The 19,046-nt window shown below is 57.2% G+C and carries 15 protein-coding genes; 13 read left to right on the forward strand and 2 right to left on the reverse strand.

All coding sequences use genetic code 11. The annotated features are described in order from the left end of the window. Positions 1-442 precede the first annotated feature (442 nt). Positions 443-1,327: a hypothetical protein gene (locus ACWUI2_RS15180; RefSeq protein WP_486983698.1), complete on the reverse strand. Its 885-nt coding sequence runs from the start codon at positions 1,325-1,327 to the stop codon at positions 443-445. A 528-nt stretch (positions 1,328-1,855) separates the two neighbouring features. On the opposite strand from ACWUI2_RS15180, the gene ACWUI2_RS15185 reads away from it, so the two are divergent. After that, entirely contained in the window at positions 1,856-3,085 is a 1,230-nt protein-coding gene (locus ACWUI2_RS15185; protein WP_486983699.1) for an SGNH/GDSL hydrolase family protein, read from the forward strand. Between the two features lie 1,049 nt (positions 3,086-4,134). Here ACWUI2_RS15185 and ACWUI2_RS15190 read toward each other — a convergent pair. After that, complete coding sequence (locus tag ACWUI2_RS15190; RefSeq protein WP_486983700.1) at positions 4,135-5,049, reverse strand: GntR family transcriptional regulator; 915 nt, start codon at positions 5,047-5,049, stop codon at positions 4,135-4,137. 209 nt (positions 5,050-5,258) lie between these two features. On the opposite strand from ACWUI2_RS15190, the gene ACWUI2_RS15195 reads away from it, so the two are divergent. The 12 genes from ACWUI2_RS15195 to ACWUI2_RS15250 are packed head-to-tail and all read left to right on the forward strand — an operon-like array spanning position 5,259 to position 19,040. Then, on the forward strand, positions 5,259-7,664 hold the full coding sequence (locus ACWUI2_RS15195; RefSeq protein WP_486983701.1) for an FAD-linked oxidase C-terminal domain-containing protein: 2,406 nt from the start codon (positions 5,259-5,261) through the stop codon (positions 7,662-7,664). Further along, the gene (locus ACWUI2_RS15200) at positions 7,661-8,875 is read left to right on the forward strand and encodes a (Fe-S)-binding protein (protein ID WP_486983702.1); all 1,215 of its coding nucleotides are present in this window, start codon (positions 7,661-7,663) and stop codon (positions 8,873-8,875) included. Before ACWUI2_RS15195 ends, ACWUI2_RS15200 begins: the two co-directional genes overlap by 4 nt. 5 nt (positions 8,876-8,880) lie before the next feature. Further along, positions 8,881-9,528 carry a cyclase family protein gene (locus ACWUI2_RS15205; protein ID WP_486983703.1) on the forward strand — a complete coding sequence of 216 codons (648 nt, stop codon included), beginning with the start codon at positions 8,881-8,883 and terminating at the stop codon, positions 9,526-9,528. Continuing rightward, positions 9,525-10,475, forward strand: coding sequence for a DUF6786 family protein (locus ACWUI2_RS15210; RefSeq protein WP_486983704.1), 951 nt, complete (start codon positions 9,525-9,527; stop codon positions 10,473-10,475). The genes ACWUI2_RS15205 and ACWUI2_RS15210 overlap by 4 nt, the downstream gene beginning before the upstream one ends. A 16-nt stretch (positions 10,476-10,491) precedes the next feature. Then, positions 10,492-10,992 (forward strand): ureidoglycolate lyase, encoded by a 501-nt coding sequence (locus ACWUI2_RS15215; RefSeq protein WP_486983705.1) that lies wholly within the window; start codon positions 10,492-10,494, stop codon positions 10,990-10,992. Next, positions 10,989-11,834 carry an SDR family NAD(P)-dependent oxidoreductase gene (locus ACWUI2_RS15220; protein WP_486983706.1) on the forward strand — a complete coding sequence of 282 codons (846 nt, stop codon included), beginning with the start codon at positions 10,989-10,991 and terminating at the stop codon, positions 11,832-11,834. Before ACWUI2_RS15215 ends, ACWUI2_RS15220 begins: the two co-directional genes overlap by 4 nt. A 4-nt stretch (positions 11,835-11,838) precedes the next feature. Further along, positions 11,839-12,591 (forward strand): SDR family NAD(P)-dependent oxidoreductase, encoded by a 753-nt coding sequence (locus tag ACWUI2_RS15225; protein WP_486983707.1) that lies wholly within the window; start codon positions 11,839-11,841, stop codon positions 12,589-12,591. A 21-nt stretch (positions 12,592-12,612) separates the two neighbouring features. Beyond that, positions 12,613-13,416 (forward strand): fumarylacetoacetate hydrolase family protein, encoded by an 804-nt coding sequence (locus ACWUI2_RS15230; protein WP_486983708.1) that lies wholly within the window; start codon positions 12,613-12,615, stop codon positions 13,414-13,416. Positions 13,417-13,420: 4 nt separating this feature from the next. Beyond that, on the forward strand, positions 13,421-14,455 hold the full coding sequence (locus ACWUI2_RS15235; RefSeq protein ID WP_486983709.1) for a zinc-dependent alcohol dehydrogenase: 1,035 nt from the start codon (positions 13,421-13,423) through the stop codon (positions 14,453-14,455). Between the two features lie 15 nt (positions 14,456-14,470). Beyond that, entirely contained in the window at positions 14,471-15,232 is a 762-nt protein-coding gene (locus ACWUI2_RS15240) for an SDR family NAD(P)-dependent oxidoreductase (RefSeq protein ID WP_486983710.1), read from the forward strand. A gap of 9 nt (positions 15,233-15,241) precedes the next feature. Beyond that, complete coding sequence (locus ACWUI2_RS15245; protein WP_486983711.1) at positions 15,242-16,444, forward strand: glycosyl hydrolase family 28 protein; 1,203 nt, start codon at positions 15,242-15,244, stop codon at positions 16,442-16,444. Positions 16,445-16,472: 28 nt separating this feature from the next. Then, positions 16,473-19,040 (forward strand): alpha-L-rhamnosidase-related protein, encoded by a 2,568-nt coding sequence (locus tag ACWUI2_RS15250; RefSeq protein WP_486983712.1) that lies wholly within the window; start codon positions 16,473-16,475, stop codon positions 19,038-19,040. Positions 19,041-19,046 lie beyond the last annotated feature (6 nt).

Genomic DNA, 19,046 nt, shown 5'->3' on the forward strand with positions numbered 1-19,046 from the left:
CCCCCCGGGAACCGTTCCCAACCCCATCATCGAGCGAAAGCTCGATGCTACCGCGACACGATGGCCTCCCGTAACATCCGGCTTTCGCCGGATGATTTCCCGTCTTGCCCCCACGCCCGCCCGGAGAACCCAATCATCGAGCGAAAGCTCGATGCTAGACGACGGCCTCCGTAGCATCCGGCTTTCGCCGGATGATTTCCCGTCTTGCCGCACGCCCCCCCGGGACCGCTCCCAACGCAATCATCGAGCGAAAGCTCGATGCTACCGCGACACGATGGCCGTCCCGTAGCATCCGGCTTTCGCCGGATGATTTCCCGCCTTGCCCGCACGCCCCCCCGGGACCGCTCCCAACGCGATCATCGAGCGGAAGCTCATTCAACCGCCGGTCTTGAAACGAAGAACCCCCCGGCGGCGCTTTAGAAAGATTCAGCGGACGATTGAATCAGGCGTGTGCGCGTCCGCGCCAGATGACCGCGCCCATGGCGAGGAGGCTCATGAGCGCCCCGTAGAAACGGGGTTCGGGAATCACGCCGATGTCCACGCTGCCGATTTCAAATGAGCCCCTTCCGTTGTTGCCCGAGCGCTGATAGCCAATGACGAAAGCGCTGAATGTATCGAGCTCGGAGGCAATCTGAACTTCATTGCTAAAGGTCGCAGAGGTCGCTGTATTCAAATAAGTTGATCTTAGCATATAGTTTTCTCCGCCGAGAGCTTCAATTGAAAACGTGATATGCATAATATCACTGATATTGGCATTCGTAAACGCAAATAGGGAACCACCTGATGACGCTGTACCTGAATATGGGGCTGGTCCGGTATGACCGATGAGACTATCCGGACCGTCATAAGGCACGAAAGCCTCAACTCCAATTGCTGTTTCCCGGGAATCAGCCCTGTTGATGGTCGCATGTCCTAACCAGCTCTCATTGATGAAGCCCATGCCAAAGAAGTTACTATTATTTGCAATATACTCAAGTCCCTTAAAGGTAATAGTCGCACTCAAAATGTCACCCGCATGTAGTGTTTGAGGAGTTATTTCCACATACATTTTCCCATGGTTGGTGGAATGCTGGCTGGCTGAACTTTGGTAAACCATGGAAGTCCCGAATCCGGTACTTGCACTATTCCACGTCATGCTGGAACCTGATCCTCCGGAGATCAAGGTCCAGTTGTTAATTCCTGAACTGAAATCTTCGCTGAGCAGGGTGGTTGCACCCGCGGCTGGGACCATTGCTGATGCGATCAGCAGCAGGACAGCGGTTGTGACGGATTTTTGACGGTTGGAGGAACGAGTTTTGAGTGTGTTAAGCAGGGGCTCAGTAGTCATAGTCTTGGATGTTGGTGATTTAACTTCATTTAGGCAGTTACCCCATGGGAGGGAGATAACTTAATTGGAAGATTCTTGCCGGTATTCTCTGGTAGTCGATAGGGAGATTACTCTAATCGTAGAGTCCAACGGTCTGAATCTCTCCTTCGTTGAAAACCGTTGGGTTTGGGACGGTCTCGTCGGCTCCCTGTCGAACAGACTCCCCTGACGGTCAACGGCCGAATGGTTTGGCTTGAGGTCGATTCTGCAGTGTCGAGGTGGCGGCGGAGTTCGCGGCGGACGGTTATCCAGTTGCAAACTCATGTTCGATCAGGACCGATTTCCGCTGCTTTGCTAAAGCGCTTCGAGAAATGTTCGACGGATTATCGGTGTCCGAAGGTGGCAGCCACGACGGTGAGGCGACATTTCCGGGAGTAGGGCGAAATCCGCACTCTACGATCAGAATGACAAGAGCATCGCCTCCTGGAGTTCTCCTTTCTTTTATACAAACCCACTGGAATCCACTAACTTTCAACTCAAGAAGACGACATGATTACCAAACCGGACGCTCGACTGCTCTCGCAAATCACGGAGCCCCCCATCGCAATTTTCGGAAGACAGATTCCAAGTCGGACTCAAAAGGCTTTCCACATGATGAAGCACCGCTCGATTATCTCCGCCTTCGTCCACGCGGCCGCCATGGTGCTTCCGCTGGCCAGTTTGACCGCTGTCGCCGAACCGGCCGCGATCACCGATGGCCTCACCTGGTACGACGCTCGCGAATTCACCGTCGAGGGGCGCGGGTTCAAAGACACCGAGGGGAAATGGGACCGTCTCCCGGCCCGTGCCAAGGCAACTGTTCCGCCAGATGTCTGGAAGCTCAGCAAGGACAGTGCCGGCATCTCTGTTCGCTTCGTGACCGACGCCAAAGAAATCCACGCCGACTGGGATGGTGGCGGCGGTATGTGGCATATGCCCGCGTCGGGGGTGAGTGGGCTCGACGTTTATGCACGCACTGCCGAAGATGAGTGGAAATACGTCGCCACCGGCAGGCCCGATAAAACTCGCACCGTGAGGCGAATTGTTCGATCGCGCCCCGGCGTGGAGACCGAGTATATCGTGTTCCTTCCACTGTATAACGGCGTTTCCGAACTCAAACTTGGCTTCCCCGAAGGTGCGAAAGTTTCTGCTGCTCCGGCCCGTCCCGCCGGCCAGAAACCTATTGTCTTCTATGGCACCTCAATCACCCAGGGCGCCTGCGCTTCGCGCAGCGGCATGGGGCACACCTCCATTCTCGCGCGGCATCTCGATCGTGAAGTCATCAACCTCGGGTTCAGCGGAGCCGGCAAAATGGAACCCGAACTCGGCGATTTGATTACCGAAATCAACGCTTCGCTATACGTCCTGGAATGCCTCCCCAACATGAAGCTTCCAATGATGGAGGAGCGTATCGATCCGTTCGTTCGTCAACTCCACAAGGCCCATCCCGAGACTCCGATTCTGCTCGTCGAGAACTATACCATGTCCAGTTCGGCGACACAGAACAAGGCCCTCCGCAGCATCTATGAGCAACTCGTCGCCGATGGCGTCACCGGACTGCATTACCTCGCGAGTGAAAACGTCATCCACGCCGGTGGTGAAGAGGGCAGCGTTGACAATCTCCACCCGACGGACCTCGGCTTCGTCCGGTTGGCAAAACAGTTTGAGCCCGTGTTGAGGGAGATCCTGGAGCTGGAGCGGACAGTTGGGGAGCGCGCTGCCAATCAATGGACGCCTTAGAGTAGATTGATACCCGTAGCGAATCGAAACGGGTCAGCTCAGCGGATAGCCTGAAAAGAGGCGTTATACTGGTGGAAAGCTTTAACCACGGAAGGGAAAGCAAAGTTTCCTGATATTGCCGCCGAATTGTGGTTTAATTCTCCCTGCCTGCACGGGCTTCAGAGGTGACGTTGCGGATTCGGGTCGGTGGACGAATCGAAGTTAGAGGATCGGGTTAAACCGGATGAGGAGGCGGAGGTCGACGGGAACGAACGACGTTCGAGCTTCCCGGGGACGGATCTTTGGTCGGCGAATCCGGCTTCAACCTGGACGGGTGGGATCGATGTCGCGTGGCATCCGGCTTTCGCCGGATGATCTCGCGCCTTGCCCGCACGCCCCCCCGCGAACCGCCCCCAACCCAATCATCGAGCGAAAGCTCGATCTACCGCGACACGACGGATCCCGTAGCATCCGGCTTTCGCCGGATGATTTCCCGTCTTGCCGCACACGCCCCCCCGCGAACCGCCCCCAACCCAATCATCGAGCGAAAGCTCGATGCTACCGCGACACGATGGCCTCCCGTAGCATCCGGCTTTCGCCGGATGACGACGCCTCCCGTAGCATCCGGCTTTCGCCGGATGGTCGTCTGTTTCGCCCGCACGAGCCCGAGGGACCGTATCCAACCCCCCAATCATCGAGCGAAAGCTCGATGTTACCGCGACACCGTCGCCGGAAGGGCTGATCTCGGGGTTGCCATACTCGGGCGTCGGGCAGACCTGTTACCTGGAGAATCATTGATCGCATATCGCCGACCCCAAAAGATTCCCCCTCTCGTGTAAGGACAACTTTGCCGATGTTTTCCAGGTTCTGAAGGATCGCGTGGGCGTCTTCCGCGTCGGTGTGCATCGGCAGGATTTGGTGAATGACGGGCCGAAGTTTGCCGGTCGCGAATTTGTTCCAGAGTAGCGACTCCGTCCTCCATTTTCAACAGGTCCGGCAGCGTGTCTTCGGTGGCACGGACAATCTTATCTGTGGTAGAAAAAAACAGGCAGGAATGCCTGTTTCACGAATTACTCACTTTGGCGAAGGGCTTTGAGCAGCATGATCTCGGCTGTATTCAAATGGCGGAGCAATTCTTTGCGTGCGGTTTTCCAGTTGCCTTGATGGATTGCGTCCAGAACTTTCAAGTGGTCTTTGAGGCCTTCCTGGAGTTGGGCTGGGGGCATGGCGGAGTGGGCGAACTCGTATTCGATCAGGATGTAGATAAAGCGATTGTGTTCGATCAGGAACCGATTCTCGCTGCTGTGGAGCAGGGTCTCGTGAAAGGCGCGGTCGACTTTGAAACCGCTGACAAGGTCGAAGGTCGCACCAGTCAGGAGCTTTTGCGTCGACGCCCGGATTTTGTTGAGAGCTTTCAGATGAACCGGCTTGGAACCGGTCGCCAATCGATCGAGACAATGGAGTTCGACGAGGCGGCGGACCTCCATCAATTCGGCGACCTGGTTGTCGGTCAATTTGGCGGTTTGCCAGGAACGGCGCTCCCGGCGGATCAGTAGACCGAGGCCCTCGAGGGACCGCATCGCTTCGCGAACCGGAACCGTGCTCATGCCGAGCGCTTTGGCGATGCCGACCTCCGTGACCGGCATGCCGGGCTTGATCCTTCCCGACGCGAGGAGTTCGATCAAGTAGGCGCGGGCTTGATCCTCGCGGCCCCGGTATTCAACCTCGGTTTGGGCCAATGTAAGCGTTTCGGGCGGAGCGGTCCAAATCCATCCGTGATCCCCTTTGCGAATCCATCCCTGCGCGTGCATGTAAGCGAGCGCTTTCCGCACCGTGGTGCGGCTCACCCCGCAGAGTTCCTTCAGCGAATGCTCCGTTTTCAGTTCGGCCCCCGGTTCGTCCCGTTCAGAACCAGCCACAATCGTTGCGATCGTCTGGACGACCAGCGGTGAAGTCTCGGCCGGAGGTGAGTGTCGGTTTTTCATCAGCTGATCGTGCGCGTGGCGGATTGAAGGGGGCAATTCTTAGATGATTCCAGAGATTGTCGAGCCATCTCGAGCGTTTGGCAAGGTGCGGGCTATGCAGTGATCCGACGCGTCCGAGCTCTGGATCGGGCGACATGTTGCCGGGTTTCAAAGAGTGATCGACGATCCTGAATGTTTTTAATTGACAAAAAACAATAAGGTTCGTCTGAATGGATTCTGATATGACCCTGATCCCGCTGCATGAAAAACTCCTGCGCCAAGCCTGTCCCCGAGGGCGCTTGTTGACGCGTCCGACGGAGTTGGCGGGGTATCAATCGGATGGATTGGGTTACAAGACGTATCAAGCTGATGCGGTATTGATCGTTGCGGATACGGACGAGTTGAAGGCCGTGGTTTCGTTGATGAAGAAAATAGAGGTTCCGTTCGTGATCCGCGGAGCGGGAACATCGCTTTCCGGCGGACCGGTGACGCCGCAGGGCGGGGTTATCGTGCATACCTCGAAGTTGCGGCGAATTCTGGAGGTCAACGAGGAGGAGATGTATTGTGTCGTGGAGAGCGGTGTGGTATTAAATCGGCTGAACGAGATGCTTGTCCCGCGGGGACTTTATTATCCGCCGGATCCGTCGAGCGGTTTCTCGTCGACGCTCGGCGGCAACGTGGCTTGCAACGCGGGGGGAATCCATTGTTTCAAATACGGCGTCACGAGCAATTACGTTCTGGGAGTCGAGGTCGCCTTTCCGGATGGCACGGTCCGGCAATTCGGGGGTCCTGGCGGGGGGGCGGGAAGCTGCTCCATGGATTGGAAACGACTGTTGATCGGGTCGGAAGGAACTCTCGGGACATTCACGAAGTTCTGGCTGCGGATGGTTCCCGCCCCGGAAAAGGTTTGGACGTTTCGGGCCACGTTTCGGGAGTTGGACGAAGTTGTCTCCTGCGTGCAGCGATTGGCGGCGCACCCGGTGTTTCCGGCGGCGTTGGAGTTGCTCGATCCGCGGGGTGTTGATTTGGTGGAGAACAGTCAGATGGCCTGCGGGTTGCCCAAAGGGCGCTGGCTTCTCCTCGCGGAGATCGACGGTCCGGCGGTGATCGCCGATTCCTGGGTGAAGGCGATCGCCTCGGTGTTTCGCGAATGCGGGTCCGACGATGTGGCTTGGAGCGATGAGGCGGAAAGGCGAAAGTCCTTATGGCATGCCCGGAAGTCCTCGGGGGGATTGTTGGGGCAAATCAGTCCGCATTTTCTGGTACAGGACGCGGTGATTCCGAAGCGCCATTTGGCGGAATTACTTGAAACGGTCTACGCGGAGGCGGATGCGGCGGGTCTTCCGGCGATCAATGTGTTCCATGCCGGAGACGGGAACCTTCATCCGAATTTCCTCTTCGACCCCGACGTGCCGGGCCATCTGGAGGCGGTGGAGCGGATCAGCACCCGAATCATGAAGAAGGTGGCGGAGCTTGGAGGCACCTTGTCCGGCGAACATGGCATTGGGAACGACAAATCGAAGTATATGGATCTTGTATTCAGTCCCCGGGCACGACAAATGCAGCTTTCGATACCACGGTTGTTCAATGGGAATCATCAGTTGAACCCGGAGAAGATTTTTCCGGAGCGGCATTTTGAGTTTTCGGGTGAAGCGTCATCGGCCCAGGGCCGGAACAGGGTGTTCGGGGGCGGCGCCATGAAAGAGCGCTTGTTTGAGCCATTCTTCGATCCGATCGATATGACGGTTTGTTGTCCGGCGGCGATTTTGGAGGAGGATCTGAAGAGTCGGATTGACGGAACCGGTTGTTATTTTCCGCTCTTCCTCGACGGAACCACGCCTTTGTCGGAGCAGGTGGCGATGTTGGAGTATGCGCCACGTTCCGCGCGATACGGTGCTTACGTCGACAACATTCTCGGAATGAACTGGGAGTTGCCGGACGGCGGGCGAGTTCGAATCGGGGAACGGGTGGTAAAGAATTCGACCGGCTACGACTTGATGCGTTTCCTTTTGCATGCTCCGGCCCGGTTTGGACGGGCGACCGATTATGTGTTGCGACTGCGGGCCAAGGCGGGGAGTTTTCAGACTCGGCGATTGACGGGGGTTTTTTCCAACCTCGATGCGGCGCGGCGGGAACTGATTCGCTCGCCTTGGCGACATGTCATCGATGCGATGAGGTTGATCTTTGGAGGGGCAGATGCGTCGGGATTTCTAGAGCTGCAATATGATGCGCCAACAGGAATAGGGGCGGCCTATGCCCGGTTTGTGAATGAATTGGGCGAGCGACATTCATTGGCCGTTACTTCGACGGAACTCAATTGGCAGGCCAATTTCCGAATCGGGGCCGCGATCAAACTAACGCCGGGTGAAGCCGCTCGAACAGGTGCGGAGATCGCACGGATTCACGGCTGGGGGACGGCTTGTGAAATCTCCGTCGGTTATTTGGTGGTTTATCTTCCGAAGGAGATCGAAGCGGTCGGAATTGAACTTTTGGATGCATGGCAGGCGAAGGCGGAGGCGCTGGGCGGTCATGTCCGGGCACCGGGATTTCGTCCGACCCATCCGGAAGAAGAGGAATGGGTGGAAACATTATTGTCCAGTTGGACCGAAGTGATGGAAGCGGAGGGTGTTGAATGATCCCGGTCAGCTTTTATAAAACCGGGAGGGATGAAACCGTGGGGCCGCTCGGGCTGACCAAGGCCCAGTTGGACAGCTGCACGCATTGCGGGCTGTGCCTGGAGGAGTGTCCGACCTACCGGTTGACGGGCGAGGAGAACAATTCCCCCCGCGGTCGTCTGTATCTTTGGAAAGCGGTTGAGACGGGCAGGCTGGAGAGAGACGATCAAATTGATTTTTTCTCCGATGAGTGTGTCGGGTGTTTGGCCTGCGAGACTGTTTGTCCGGCTAACGTTCCTTACCGGGAAATGCTTGAGCAGGTTCGGCGGTCTCAGGTTTCGCGGGGTAAACGGAGTGAGGTGCCGGTGGAGATTGCGGGCAGGCTGGTTCGCCATCCGAGATGGTTCGGAGCATTGCTGACACCGGCGCGACTTCTGCGGGGGAAAGGATTGCTGCCGCACTCGATGGTATTTCCGGGATCTCCGGCGGTGTTCGAGACCACAGCGGCCTACGCTCGGCGGTTGATGGCGAAGCACCGGCCGGATGGACCAAAGGTGGCCTTACTCACCGGATGTTTGATGGAGGGACTCTTTCGCGAGATAAACTTCGCCACGGTGCGGGTGCTGATTCGCAATAATGTCCAGGTGGTGATTCCAGAAGATCAGGGATGCTGCGGCGCGTTTCTTGAACATACCGGACTGCCGGGGGTCTCGGCCTTGCGCGAGCAAAACCGGAGGGCGTTCGACCTAGCGGACGTGGAGAAGGTATTGGTCAACTCCGCCGGTTGCGGCCTCGGATTGAAGCATGCGCTGGGAGACGAACGAGTAGAGGATGTCCTCGGGTTTCTGGCGGGATTGAAATGGATGGACGTGCCTCGCCGGACAGGGGCGAAGGTCTTCGTCGACCTGCCGTGCCATCTGGTCCATGGCCAAGGCGAGACGATCGCCCCCGGCCTCCTGGACGCCATCGGCCTCGATTGGGAATTCGCGCCCCGCGCGAAAGACTGTTGCGGTTCGGGAGGCGTCTACAACCTGCTGAAACCGGAAAACGCCGATGCGATTTTAAAAGAAAAATGCGCCTTCCTCGAAGAATGTAGCGCGCCTGAAGTGATTCTCGCCACTTCCAATCATGTTTGCATGATGCAGTGGCAACGCGGACGGAAATTCACGAAACGACCCTATCGGGTGGCTCATGTCATCCAACTGTTGGACGAAGCAAACCCGTTAATCTAAAACTTATGAAACTAATCGACCTCTCCCATCCCCTTGAGCATGGACAAAAGAATTTTCCCTTTGATCCGAAAATCAGCGTGCTCGTCCACAACAGTGTCGCCACTATCGGCTACAACATGACGGAGATCAGTATGGCCACCCATCAAGGGACCCACCTGGATGCTCCGTATCATTTCTACGACGACGGCAAGACGATCGACGAGATGGACCTCGAACGATTCTTCGGTCCGGCAACCTTGGTCGACCTTGCTCCCGGAGGAAATCTTGAAGGCGAAACCCCGATCACGGTGGAGATGCTTGCCCCGCATGCGGACAAATTTCAGCCGGGGGCGAAGATCCTCTACCGCACGGGATGGGATCGAATGTTCGGCACGGATGAGTATTTCTCAAAATTCCCGACTCTGACCTTGGACGCGGCGAAGTGGATTGCGGAGCGAAAGATCGGTATGCTGGCGATGGATACGCCGACGCCCAGCACGTCATGGAAAGAGGTCCATCTGGTGTTGTTGGCTCCCGGCTTGGAAATCGTGATCGTCGAGGGCTTGCGCGGACTTGACCGGTTGCCGGAGAGCTTCACGTTCATTGGATTCCCTCTCAACATCAAAGGCCGCGACGGTTCGCCGATCCGCGCCGTTGCCCAGATTTCATCATGAATCGCCCCACTTCAATCATTTGGACTCGTGGCGAGGCGCTGGCGGAGATCTTGCCGGATCGGGGCCGCTTGCTCGGGATGAAGGTAAACGGGTACGATCTGTTATGGTCGCCGACAGAAGTCGAACACTCTTGGAATCTCGGCGGCGAACGCCTTTGGATCGGGCCCGAATCGGATTGGTTCTGGCAGAAAACCGACCGGGTCGATTTCGAACATTACCAGGTGCCGCCGGGACTCGATCCGGACGAATGGCGGGTCACGGAGAAAGAGGATGTCTCGTGCGTCGCGGAGTTGGCCTTGAATCTTGCGTCGGCGCATTCGGAAAAGAGCCTCGATCTTCTGGTCACCCGGGCCTTCGAACTGTTGCCGGAGGAAACCTTGGCGGAGGAGGGCGGAGGTATCGGTGTGCGCATGACAACTTCGGTGGAGATCCAAGGAGGCACACCCGGGCAGGCGGTGGATTTGTGGTCCATTCTCCAGGTTCCGTTCGGAGGCAAAATGCGGGTTCCGGTGATCGGAGCGCCCGTGGTCCGCGACTATTTCGACCCGTGTCCGGCGGATGAAATGGAGGCGCGTCCCGGTCTGTTCAGTCTGAGGATCGGCGGAGGGTCGATGTTCAAACTCGGCTTGAATCCCGGTTCGATTTGCGGACGGATCGCTTATGCCCGGCCGGTGGAGGAAGGGATGCTGGTGCTGACGCGAACCTTTCCGCTTCATTCGTCGATGCGATATTGCGACGCACCCTTGGCCGCCTTGGACTCCCAGGGCGACGCGATCCAGTTTTTCAACGATGGCGGGACGATGGGCAACTTCGGCGAGATGGAACATCGGTCGCCCGCTCTTCTGTGCGGCATTGGCCCCCAGCGATATACGGAAACCACCGTCACCACTGCCTTTCTTCAATCAAACGAGGACCACCGAACCTGGCTTTCCCGGTTCGCTCATTGACCCATTTTCGCTACTTATGCTAAAAAAAACCATAGAGAATCTGACTCCGGAAAGTTTTCGGGAGTTCGGCGGCTTTGCCGATATGTTGGCTCCTTCCACGGAAAAACTCGGCGTTCCTCCGATCGAGTTCTATCGCGACATGATCACCCAAACGTTCGGTTCCTCCACCATCGCGTCGTATTCGATCTGCCGGGTGGAGCCGCGCGAGTGGATCGTGGATGTTTCGGAATACCACAATCAAACCGCGGAAATGGCGCTGCCTCTTGATGGGGATACGATCATGCATTTCGCTCCAGCCACAGCTCCGGGGGTGGATTTCCCGGCGGACAAAGTCCGTGTGTTCCGGGTTCCGAAAGGTACAATGGTCGTGCTCAAGCCCGGGACCTGGCACCACGCGCCCTTCTGTGCCGGCGAAACGCCGGTGAACGTATTGATCGCCCTTCCGGAGCGGACCTACGCCAACGACTGCTTCGTGGCAAACCTCCCGCCCGAGTTCCGGATCGCAATTCAGTCATGAGACTTCAGAAGAAAGTGATCATCATAACCGGCGCCGCTCAGGGATTGGGTGCCGCGACGGCCGTGGTTTGCGCGCGGGCGGGAGCGAAAGTCGTGCTCGCCGATCGGGAAGGTCTTCGGGTGGAGGTTGTGGCGGAAGGGATCCGCAACGACGGCGGTGAGGCATTGGCGATCGCGGCCGACGTGACCAAAGTCGACGATTTGAATCGATTGGTCACGACGACGGTCGAGAAGTTCGGCGGCATTGACGGCCTCATCAACAACGCGGGGATCAACTATGTGAAGCCATTCCTTGAAATCGATCCGGTGGAGTGGCGCCGCGTGCTGGAGGTGGATTTGACGGGCACTTTTTTGCTGACCCAACTCTGCGCCCGTCGGATGGTCGCGCAAGGCGGAGGAGGCTCGATCGTTCAAATTGCCAGCGTGCATACCCACGCCTCGCTCGCCGGCGCGGCACCCTATGACGCGGCGAAGATGGGCGTGGTTGGATTTAGCAAAGCCGCGGCGGTGGAACTGGCGGATTTCGGCGTTCGGGTAAACATTCTTTCGCCCGGCCTGTGCGAGACCGCGATTTGGAAAGAGATTCTCGCCGCCGCTCCCAGTGAAGAAGAATGCACGGCTTACTGGAATGCCAACATTCCGGGGAAGCGACTGATCCAACCGGATGAGATCGCCAAATGCTGCGTCTTTCTTCTGAGCGACGATTCGTCGGCCATCACCGGAGCCAACCTTTTCGCGGATCTGGGAATGACGAGCTTGCTGGTCAGTCGGGAACCGTATGCCTCGCGCTCGATCGGCGGAAAGGATGGCGAATCAAGCCAAACGGATTGCGGGACCAACTGACTTCATGATCACAGATAGAACATTTTTCGACCAGGTGGCGATTGTCACCGGCGGAGCCGACGGGCTTGGTTTCGCGTTGGCGGAACGCTTGGTCCGACAGAACGCATTCGTGGCGCTGTTTGACATCGATGCCGGGAAACTGGAACGGTCGCGCGCAGCCCTTGGAGAGAGGAGCCGCGTTTTTCGAGTAGATGTCACGGACACGTTGGAGGTGAGTGCCTCGATCGCTGCCGTTGTCGAGGAATTTGGACGTATTGACATTCTGGTGAATTCGGCCGGCATGACGGGTCGGACCAACATAAAGAGTCATGAAGTCGATCCGGAGGATTTCAAGCGGGTGATGGAATTGAACGTCATCGGTTGCCTCCACACGTTTCAGGGAGTGGTGCCCCATATGTTGAAGCGAAAATACGGGCGGGTCTTGCACATAGCCTCGATCGCGGGCAAGGAAGGAAACGCCGGGATGCTTGCGTATTCAACTTCCAAGGCGGCGGTGATTGGGATGACGAAAGTCCAAGGCAAGGAGTATGCCGAGACGGGAATCACCATCAACGCCCTTGCGCCCGCAGTGATCCGGACCGAATTGGTGGATAATATGCCGCCGGAGCAAGTGAAATACATGACCGATAAAATTCCCGCCAAGCGATGCGGCAAGCTGGATGAATTCGCGGCGATGGCGGCGTTTATTGTCTCGCCGGAGAACAGCTTCTCCACCGGTTTCTGTTTTGATCTTTCCGGGGGGCGGGTGACTTATTGAACATTCCAAACACGAATACATATGCGAATAGTTAGATATCAAGATCCACAAGGAGAGATTCATTATGCCAAGGAGGCAGGTGGCGGCGAATACCTGCGGATCACCGGAGACATTTTCGGTGACTTCGAGGTGAGTAACAAATCGGCGGAGGTGGTGAAAATCCTCGCCCCCGTGGTGCCGTCCGCCGTGCTTTGCATCGGCCTCAATTACAAGCAACACGCGGCGGAGAGCGGCATGAAGGTGCCGGAGATGCCGGTGTTGTTTTGTAAAGGAGTGAATACTTTGCAGAATCCGGGAGATCCGATCCTCATCCCCACCAAGATGGCCAGCGAGGAGGTCGATTATGAATGCGAATTGGCGGTGGTGATCGGGAAGCCGTGCAAGAACGTTTCACATGAGAAGGCGCTTGATTACGTGCTCGGATATACCTGCGCGAACGACGTCAGCGCCCGGGACTGGCAACTTCAGAAATGCGGGGGGCAATGGTGCCGTGGGAAGTTTTTCGATACGTTTTGTCCGCTCGGCCCCGCTTTGGTGACGACTGATGAGATCCCTAATCCGAATGCCCTGAAAATCGCCACGGTGTTAAATGGGGAACGGGTTCAGGATTGGACGACGAGCGATATGATTTTCGATGTGGCGGCCTTGATCGAGTTTCTGAGCGGCAGCACGACCCTGTTGCCGGGGACGGTCATCTTGACCGGAACGCCTCAGGGGGTCGGAATGGCGGCGAAGCCTCCGCGCTGGCTAAAACCAGGGGATACCGTGTCGATTGAAATCGAAGGTATCGGGAGTTTGGTGAACCCGGTCGAACTCGAGGCCTGATCGCATGAAAGCCATTCGACTTCATGGGGCCCGGGACGCCCGCTACGAAGATGTTCCAGATCCGACTCCCGGTCCGGACGATGTCCTGATCCGGGTCAAAGCCGTCGCGATCTGCGGTACCGACGTCGAACTCTTTGATGGCACGATGTTTTATCTGACCAGCGGACTCGCGAAATACCCCTTTACCCCCGGCCACGAATGGAGCGGGGAGGTTGTGGAAACGGGCTCCAACGTGACCGCGTTTCAACCCGGAGACGCGGTAGTCGGGGAGTGTTCGATCGGGTGCCGTAAATGCAAACGTTGCCTGAGCGGGAACTATCACCTATGCGCGGACCGGTCCGAGACGGGTCTGCTGAATCAACCTGGGGGGATGGCTGAATACATCAGTTATCCACAACATTTCCTGCATAAAGTCGATGGTTTGTCATTCGAGCAGGCAGCCTTCATCGAGCCGACCGGTATTGCAGTGAATCCGGCCCGAAAGATCCGGATTTCGCCCGCGGACCGGGTCGCCGTTATGGGACCCGGTCCGATCGGTTTGTTCGCGGTCCAAGTGGCTAAAGCCTATGGAGCGAAACAGGTCATCCTGGTCGGCGGGAGCGATTCCCGGTTGCAGGCTGGGATTAAGCTGGGAGCCGACGCGGTGGCTGATTATCGCAAGGGAGATGTCGGAGAACAAGTCCGAGCGGCGACGGGAGGGGAAATGGTGGATGTTGTCATTGAAGCGGTGGGACGAAAATCGGTTTGGCCGATGATCGCGTCGATTGTCGCTCCCGGAGCGCGGGTGGCGATGACAGGGCTTTTCGCTGGCGATATCTGTGATGTCGATTTCGATCCCCTTGTCGTTCAGGAGATCTCGATCTTCGGTTGCCTGGGCGCCCCGGGAATGTGGCCGGAATGTATCTCCCTGCATCAACGTGGTCTGGTTCGTTCGGAAGGGATTGTCACCCATCGTTTGGCTTTGGCGGATTTCACCGAAGCGGTCGAAATTTCGCGGACCCGTCGCGATGGGGCCATCAAAGTTGTTCTGACCCCGTAATCGATGATATTCGAATTGAAAAACAAACATGCGCTCGTCACCGGCGCCGCATCCGGAATCGGGGCGGCGATCGGCACCGCTTTTTGTAAGGCGGGAGCCACGACCTATCTGGCCGACAAGAATCTGGATGGCGTCGAAACGCTGGCGGCCGAGTTGCGGTCGAAAGGAGGGGGGGAACCCCGACCGGTTCGCCTGGATGTCGCGGATTTGGCGGCATGCCTTGCCTTGGGGGACGAGTTGAATGGTCGGCACGGGAGCTTGGATATTTTGGTGAACAATGCCGGAATCGGTGCTGTCGGAACCATGCTGGAGGCAACCGGCGACGATTTGGATCGGCTGTTCGCGGTCAATGTCCGGGGTGTCTTCAATGTCACCAAGGCGTTTCTTCCCGCAATGATCGCGGCCAAACGCGGATGCATCATCAACATGGCTTCGATCGGCGGCGTGATCGCCATCAGAGATCGGTTGGCCTATTGCACGACAAAATTCGCCGTGGTCGGCATGACCAAGAGTTTGGCCCTGGATCATTCGGCCGACGGGGTGCGGGTGAACTGCATTTGCCCGGGACGTGTGGAGACCGATTTTGTAAAAGCCCGTATTGCGGAATATCCGGATCCCGAGGCCGCGTATCGCGAGATGAGTGCCACCCAACTCTCGGGCCGGATGATCCGTCCGGACGAGATCGCCGCCTCGGCGGTGTATCTGGCCAGCGACGCTTCGGAGATGGTCACCGGAACGGCATTCTTGATCGATGGCGGTTGGAGCGCGGGGAAGTGAGGTTGCGCTATGGACGGTGATGAATCCGATAAATATTGCGTTGAGTTGCCCGGTGTGGAAAGTGTGAATGCCTGGGAGGTTTTGCAACGCGGTCTCGACAGCGGGGCCAGGGTGGTTGAGATTCCGCCGGGTCTCTACCAAATCGATCGTTCATTGAAGATCCGATCGGGGACGCATCTGAGACTGGATTCAAAGGCCCATATTCGCTTGGCGGATGGGAGTGGAAAAGATCCAAGTGTCTTTCTGTTGACCAACGAGGATCCGGAAGCGGGGAATGCCGACATCACCGTTGAAGGCGGAATCTGGGACGGAAACAATCCGGGCAATCCCCGCGGTCCTGAAGGGGAACCTGATAGTTACACCGGAGTGACGATCTGTTTTGTGAACGTTCGCAACCTCGTGCTTCGGAACCTGAAGGTGCGGGACGCGGAAACATTCTCGATTCGGCTTGGCGAGGTGCGCGGTTTCACCATTGAAGATATCGAGTTTGAAGCTCCTCATCTCCGGCCCAATCAGGATGGTATTCACATCGGCGGGTTTTGTCAGGACGGCCGGATACGGCGCTTGAGCGGGGTCGGCCCCGGTTGTCCGAATGACGATCTGGTTGCGATCAACGCCAACGACGACGTCACCCGTCCGTTCAATATTGGATTGAAGGAAGGGCCGATCAGGAACATCGAAGTGGAAGATCTGGCCGCCGAAGATGCATATACCTTCGTGCGGATTTTGAGTCAGGAGGCGGCAGTGGATGACGTTCGGATTCGGAGGATCCGCGGAGGATGCCGTTATTACGCGTTGAATTTGAATCGTTGGCGGTTCGCGCCGGGCAAAGGGAATATTTCAGGGGTAAGCATCGATGATGTGGAGGTGAATAAACTTCCGTCCAGGAACGGACATGCCTTGGTGCATTTGACGTTGACGGTGAGGGACATCGAGATACGAAATTTTGTGCGGCCCTGCGACAGTCGGCCGGAAGTTCCGACCCTTGAGATCGCGAATGGAGTGGAGTGTGCGGTCGAGCTCGACGGTCTCGCACCTGGGCAAGTCGAAGGATTGAAGGCGGCTTCGAAGAATTTTGTGGTGGAGTCGGAGGTGTTTTCGGTTGATGACCGATACGGTCAGTGCAATCTGCGCCTGCAGTTGAATCCGGAAAGCATCCTGCGTTTACCCGGTGGTGGGTTCGGCCGTTTGCGGGTTCGATCCGAGCCATGATCAGTTGTATTTAGAACAGCGGGAAATTATGAAAACGAAACACGATATTTCCGAAACGAACGTGGCGCGCCTGCCCATGGCCGATGCTGCGGAAGCGTTTCCGTCGGCCGATTGGCGGGCGGCGTGGATTTGGACGCGTGAGGGGACGGAGGGAATACACGATTATGTCTCCTTCCGTCGGGAGTTCGAAGTCGCGAAGCTGCCGAAACAGGCGCTTTTACGAATTGCGGCTGAACGAGACGCCACGGTTTGGATCAACGGGGAACTCATCGCCTACGGGCCTCCAATCTCCGATCCGCGGTTCAAGCGATACGAAACACATGACATCACCTCTCATATAGCCGGCGGGGTGAATTGTGTGGCGGTGCGGGTTTATCATGATGCCACCAAGCGCGGCGCGTTCACCGCGCACGCCGATGCCCGGGGACTGCTTTGCCAACTGGAACTCGACGGAGCGGTAGAGGTTGTCACCGATGAACGATGGCGTGCCCGGCGCAGCCGAGCTTACATCAAGCCTAGCGTTCAATTTGGTGACTCCATGTGGCCGGAGTTTTTTGACGCCAACCAGGATACTCCCGGTTGGACCTCGCCTGGATTCGATGCCTCAGGCTGGCCGGCCGCAGCCTGCGTGATCGCGTCCACCCATCAGCTATGGGCGGCGGCCCAACCCCAAGCGCGTTTTTATCCCTGGGTAAACTTGATTCCGTGCGAGACCCGTCCGCTTCGGCGCGAACGACTCTTGCCCGTCGCCGTTCAAACGGTGGGCGAAGTGATTTTGCGCCGCGAAGCGCAAGCGCAAGACACAGCCGTTCGGATGAGTCTGGAGCCGGTGTTTCCTGTGGAAAAAACCTCTATCGAAGGCGTCGAAGGGCTGCTCAGCGGAAATGGTTCGGTAACGATTCGAAACTCGTCGCTGGAAGAACCGTATGAAACCTTTGATGGTCTTCGCAACGCCACTATTGTGCTGGATTTTGGTCGCTTGATTAATGCTCGAATTGGTATTCGATTAGATACTACAGGAGGCAGCGTTGATGTTGGATACGCTTATCAACTCGAAGATAACCGAGTAGTCCCATTCGTATCAAATCGCTCCGCCACCGCGAATCACTACATCGCGCGTTCCGGGAACCAGACTTGGGAAACCGCTGATTGGCATCACTTTCGTTATATCCAGCTCACGTTTCGGAACCTGCGGGAGCCGCTGATATTACATTCAGTTTGGGCCGAGGCGGTAGGGAATCATTTTGAATCGAGGGGAGAGTTCGTCAGCAATGATCAAAAATTGCAGAAGATTTTCGAAATCGTAAAACGTACTGCAGACCTGAATACGGTGGATCGAACGATGGACAATCCGTCCCGCGAACGAAAACAATATCTCGGAGACTGTTCAAGTATTCTTTCGGCCATTACCAGTTGCTTTGGTGACGCAGCTATTTTGCGCCGGTATTTCGCGAATGTCGCCGAAGGGCAGCACGCTACCGGCCAATATCGATACAGTTATCCTGGTCACGACGCCGATCGTGCGTCGCTCTTTGACCATGCCCTTTCGCTTCCGCTTCGCCTGTGGGAGCATTACCGGCTTTTCGCCGACAAGACGTTGGTTGAAAGCATGTGGTCCGGACTCGAACGATTCTTACAGCTTATGATCAGTTGTCTTGGTAAAGATGACCGGATCGTCCTGCCCCCGTATAATGTATTCTTCGATTGGGGGCACATGGACCGACGTGGAGTATTTTTGCCCTTGCAGGCAATGGCGATTGAAGCGTTGCGCTGCTCCGCGGAACTGGCCGACGCGATCGGAGTCGACGCCGCAGAATGGCATGAACATGCCCTTCGGATGAAGGCGCGTATTCCTGATTGGTTTGATCCAGAGCGGGGAGTTTTTGTCGACGCCATTGTGGATGGCGAGCGGCAAAGGCATTGCAGCGAACACGCCAACAGTCTGATTGCGAAGTGGAAACTGGCTCCGGATGCGATGATCCAGTCGGCGCTCCAACGCTGGTCGGTCAATCGTGAGGAGTTTGGTCAGGCATCCCCCGCATGGGAGTATCTTCCGTCGGCATTCTTTTGTGCAGGCCGACCCGAATTGGCGATCCGCTGGATGCATGAACGGCTAGGGCAGATCGAGCGTCGCGGATTGGAAACCTGGCCGGAGACCTGGTGTTTGCATGGCGAGCGCACGACAGGCTCCTGGCGTTGCCGCAACTCGCGGGCCGTCGCCCAGGGGGCGGGGCTTGGCATTCCGACAGCGTTGTTGGAGGGTTTGTGTGGAATCCAGCCCGGAACGCCCGGCTTTCGGACGGTCTATCTGGTCCCCCAGCCCGGCTCTTTGGATTTTGTGAGAGGCGTTCGTCCCGGGCCCGATGGAGATTATACGTTGGAATTGAGCAAAAACGCGGACGGATGGCGGTTGATCCTGGAAATACCGTCGGCCCGACCGGTGACGCTCGACGCGGCTTTCGCCCCGGGAGCGCGGGCGCGGTTTGCCTCTGGCGAACGCCTCGAGCCGGTGGGGGAGGTCGAATTGGGCGGCGGGGTCAGTTGCAATCGATTCAAATGGCAGGCGGAGAGAAAGACCGAACTGTACTTCGTCTGAAGTGAC

This window comes from Verruconatronum alginivorum (assembly GCF_056590205.1).

What these genes read in the sequence shown, in the direction of transcription:
- ACWUI2_RS15195 (WP_486983701.1), top strand. Translation starts at nt 5,259, where the DNA reads ATGGATTCTGATATGACCCTGATCCCGCTGCATGAAAAACTCCTGCGC.
- ACWUI2_RS15180 (WP_486983698.1), bottom strand. Translation starts at nt 1,327, where the DNA reads ATGACTACTGAGCCCCTGCTTAACACACTCAAAACTCGTTCCTCCAAC.
- ACWUI2_RS15210 (WP_486983704.1), top strand. Translation starts at nt 9,525, where the DNA reads ATGAATCGCCCCACTTCAATCATTTGGACTCGTGGCGAGGCGCTGGCG.
- ACWUI2_RS15250 (WP_486983712.1), top strand. Translation starts at nt 16,473, where the DNA reads ATGAAAACGAAACACGATATTTCCGAAACGAACGTGGCGCGCCTGCCC.
- ACWUI2_RS15230 (WP_486983708.1), top strand. Translation starts at nt 12,613, where the DNA reads ATGCGAATAGTTAGATATCAAGATCCACAAGGAGAGATTCATTATGCC.
- ACWUI2_RS15225 (WP_486983707.1), top strand. Translation starts at nt 11,839, where the DNA reads ATGATCACAGATAGAACATTTTTCGACCAGGTGGCGATTGTCACCGGC.
- ACWUI2_RS15205 (WP_486983703.1), top strand. Translation starts at nt 8,881, where the DNA reads ATGAAACTAATCGACCTCTCCCATCCCCTTGAGCATGGACAAAAGAAT.
- ACWUI2_RS15245 (WP_486983711.1), top strand. Translation starts at nt 15,242, where the DNA reads ATGGACGGTGATGAATCCGATAAATATTGCGTTGAGTTGCCCGGTGTG.
- ACWUI2_RS15235 (WP_486983709.1), top strand. Translation starts at nt 13,421, where the DNA reads ATGAAAGCCATTCGACTTCATGGGGCCCGGGACGCCCGCTACGAAGAT.
- ACWUI2_RS15185 (WP_486983699.1), top strand. Translation starts at nt 1,856, where the DNA reads ATGATTACCAAACCGGACGCTCGACTGCTCTCGCAAATCACGGAGCCC.
- ACWUI2_RS15200 (WP_486983702.1), top strand. Translation starts at nt 7,661, where the DNA reads ATGATCCCGGTCAGCTTTTATAAAACCGGGAGGGATGAAACCGTGGGG.
- ACWUI2_RS15220 (WP_486983706.1), top strand. Translation starts at nt 10,989, where the DNA reads ATGAGACTTCAGAAGAAAGTGATCATCATAACCGGCGCCGCTCAGGGA.
- ACWUI2_RS15190 (WP_486983700.1), bottom strand. Translation starts at nt 5,049, where the DNA reads ATGAAAAACCGACACTCACCTCCGGCCGAGACTTCACCGCTGGTCGTC.
- ACWUI2_RS15215 (WP_486983705.1), top strand. Translation starts at nt 10,492, where the DNA reads ATGCTAAAAAAAACCATAGAGAATCTGACTCCGGAAAGTTTTCGGGAG.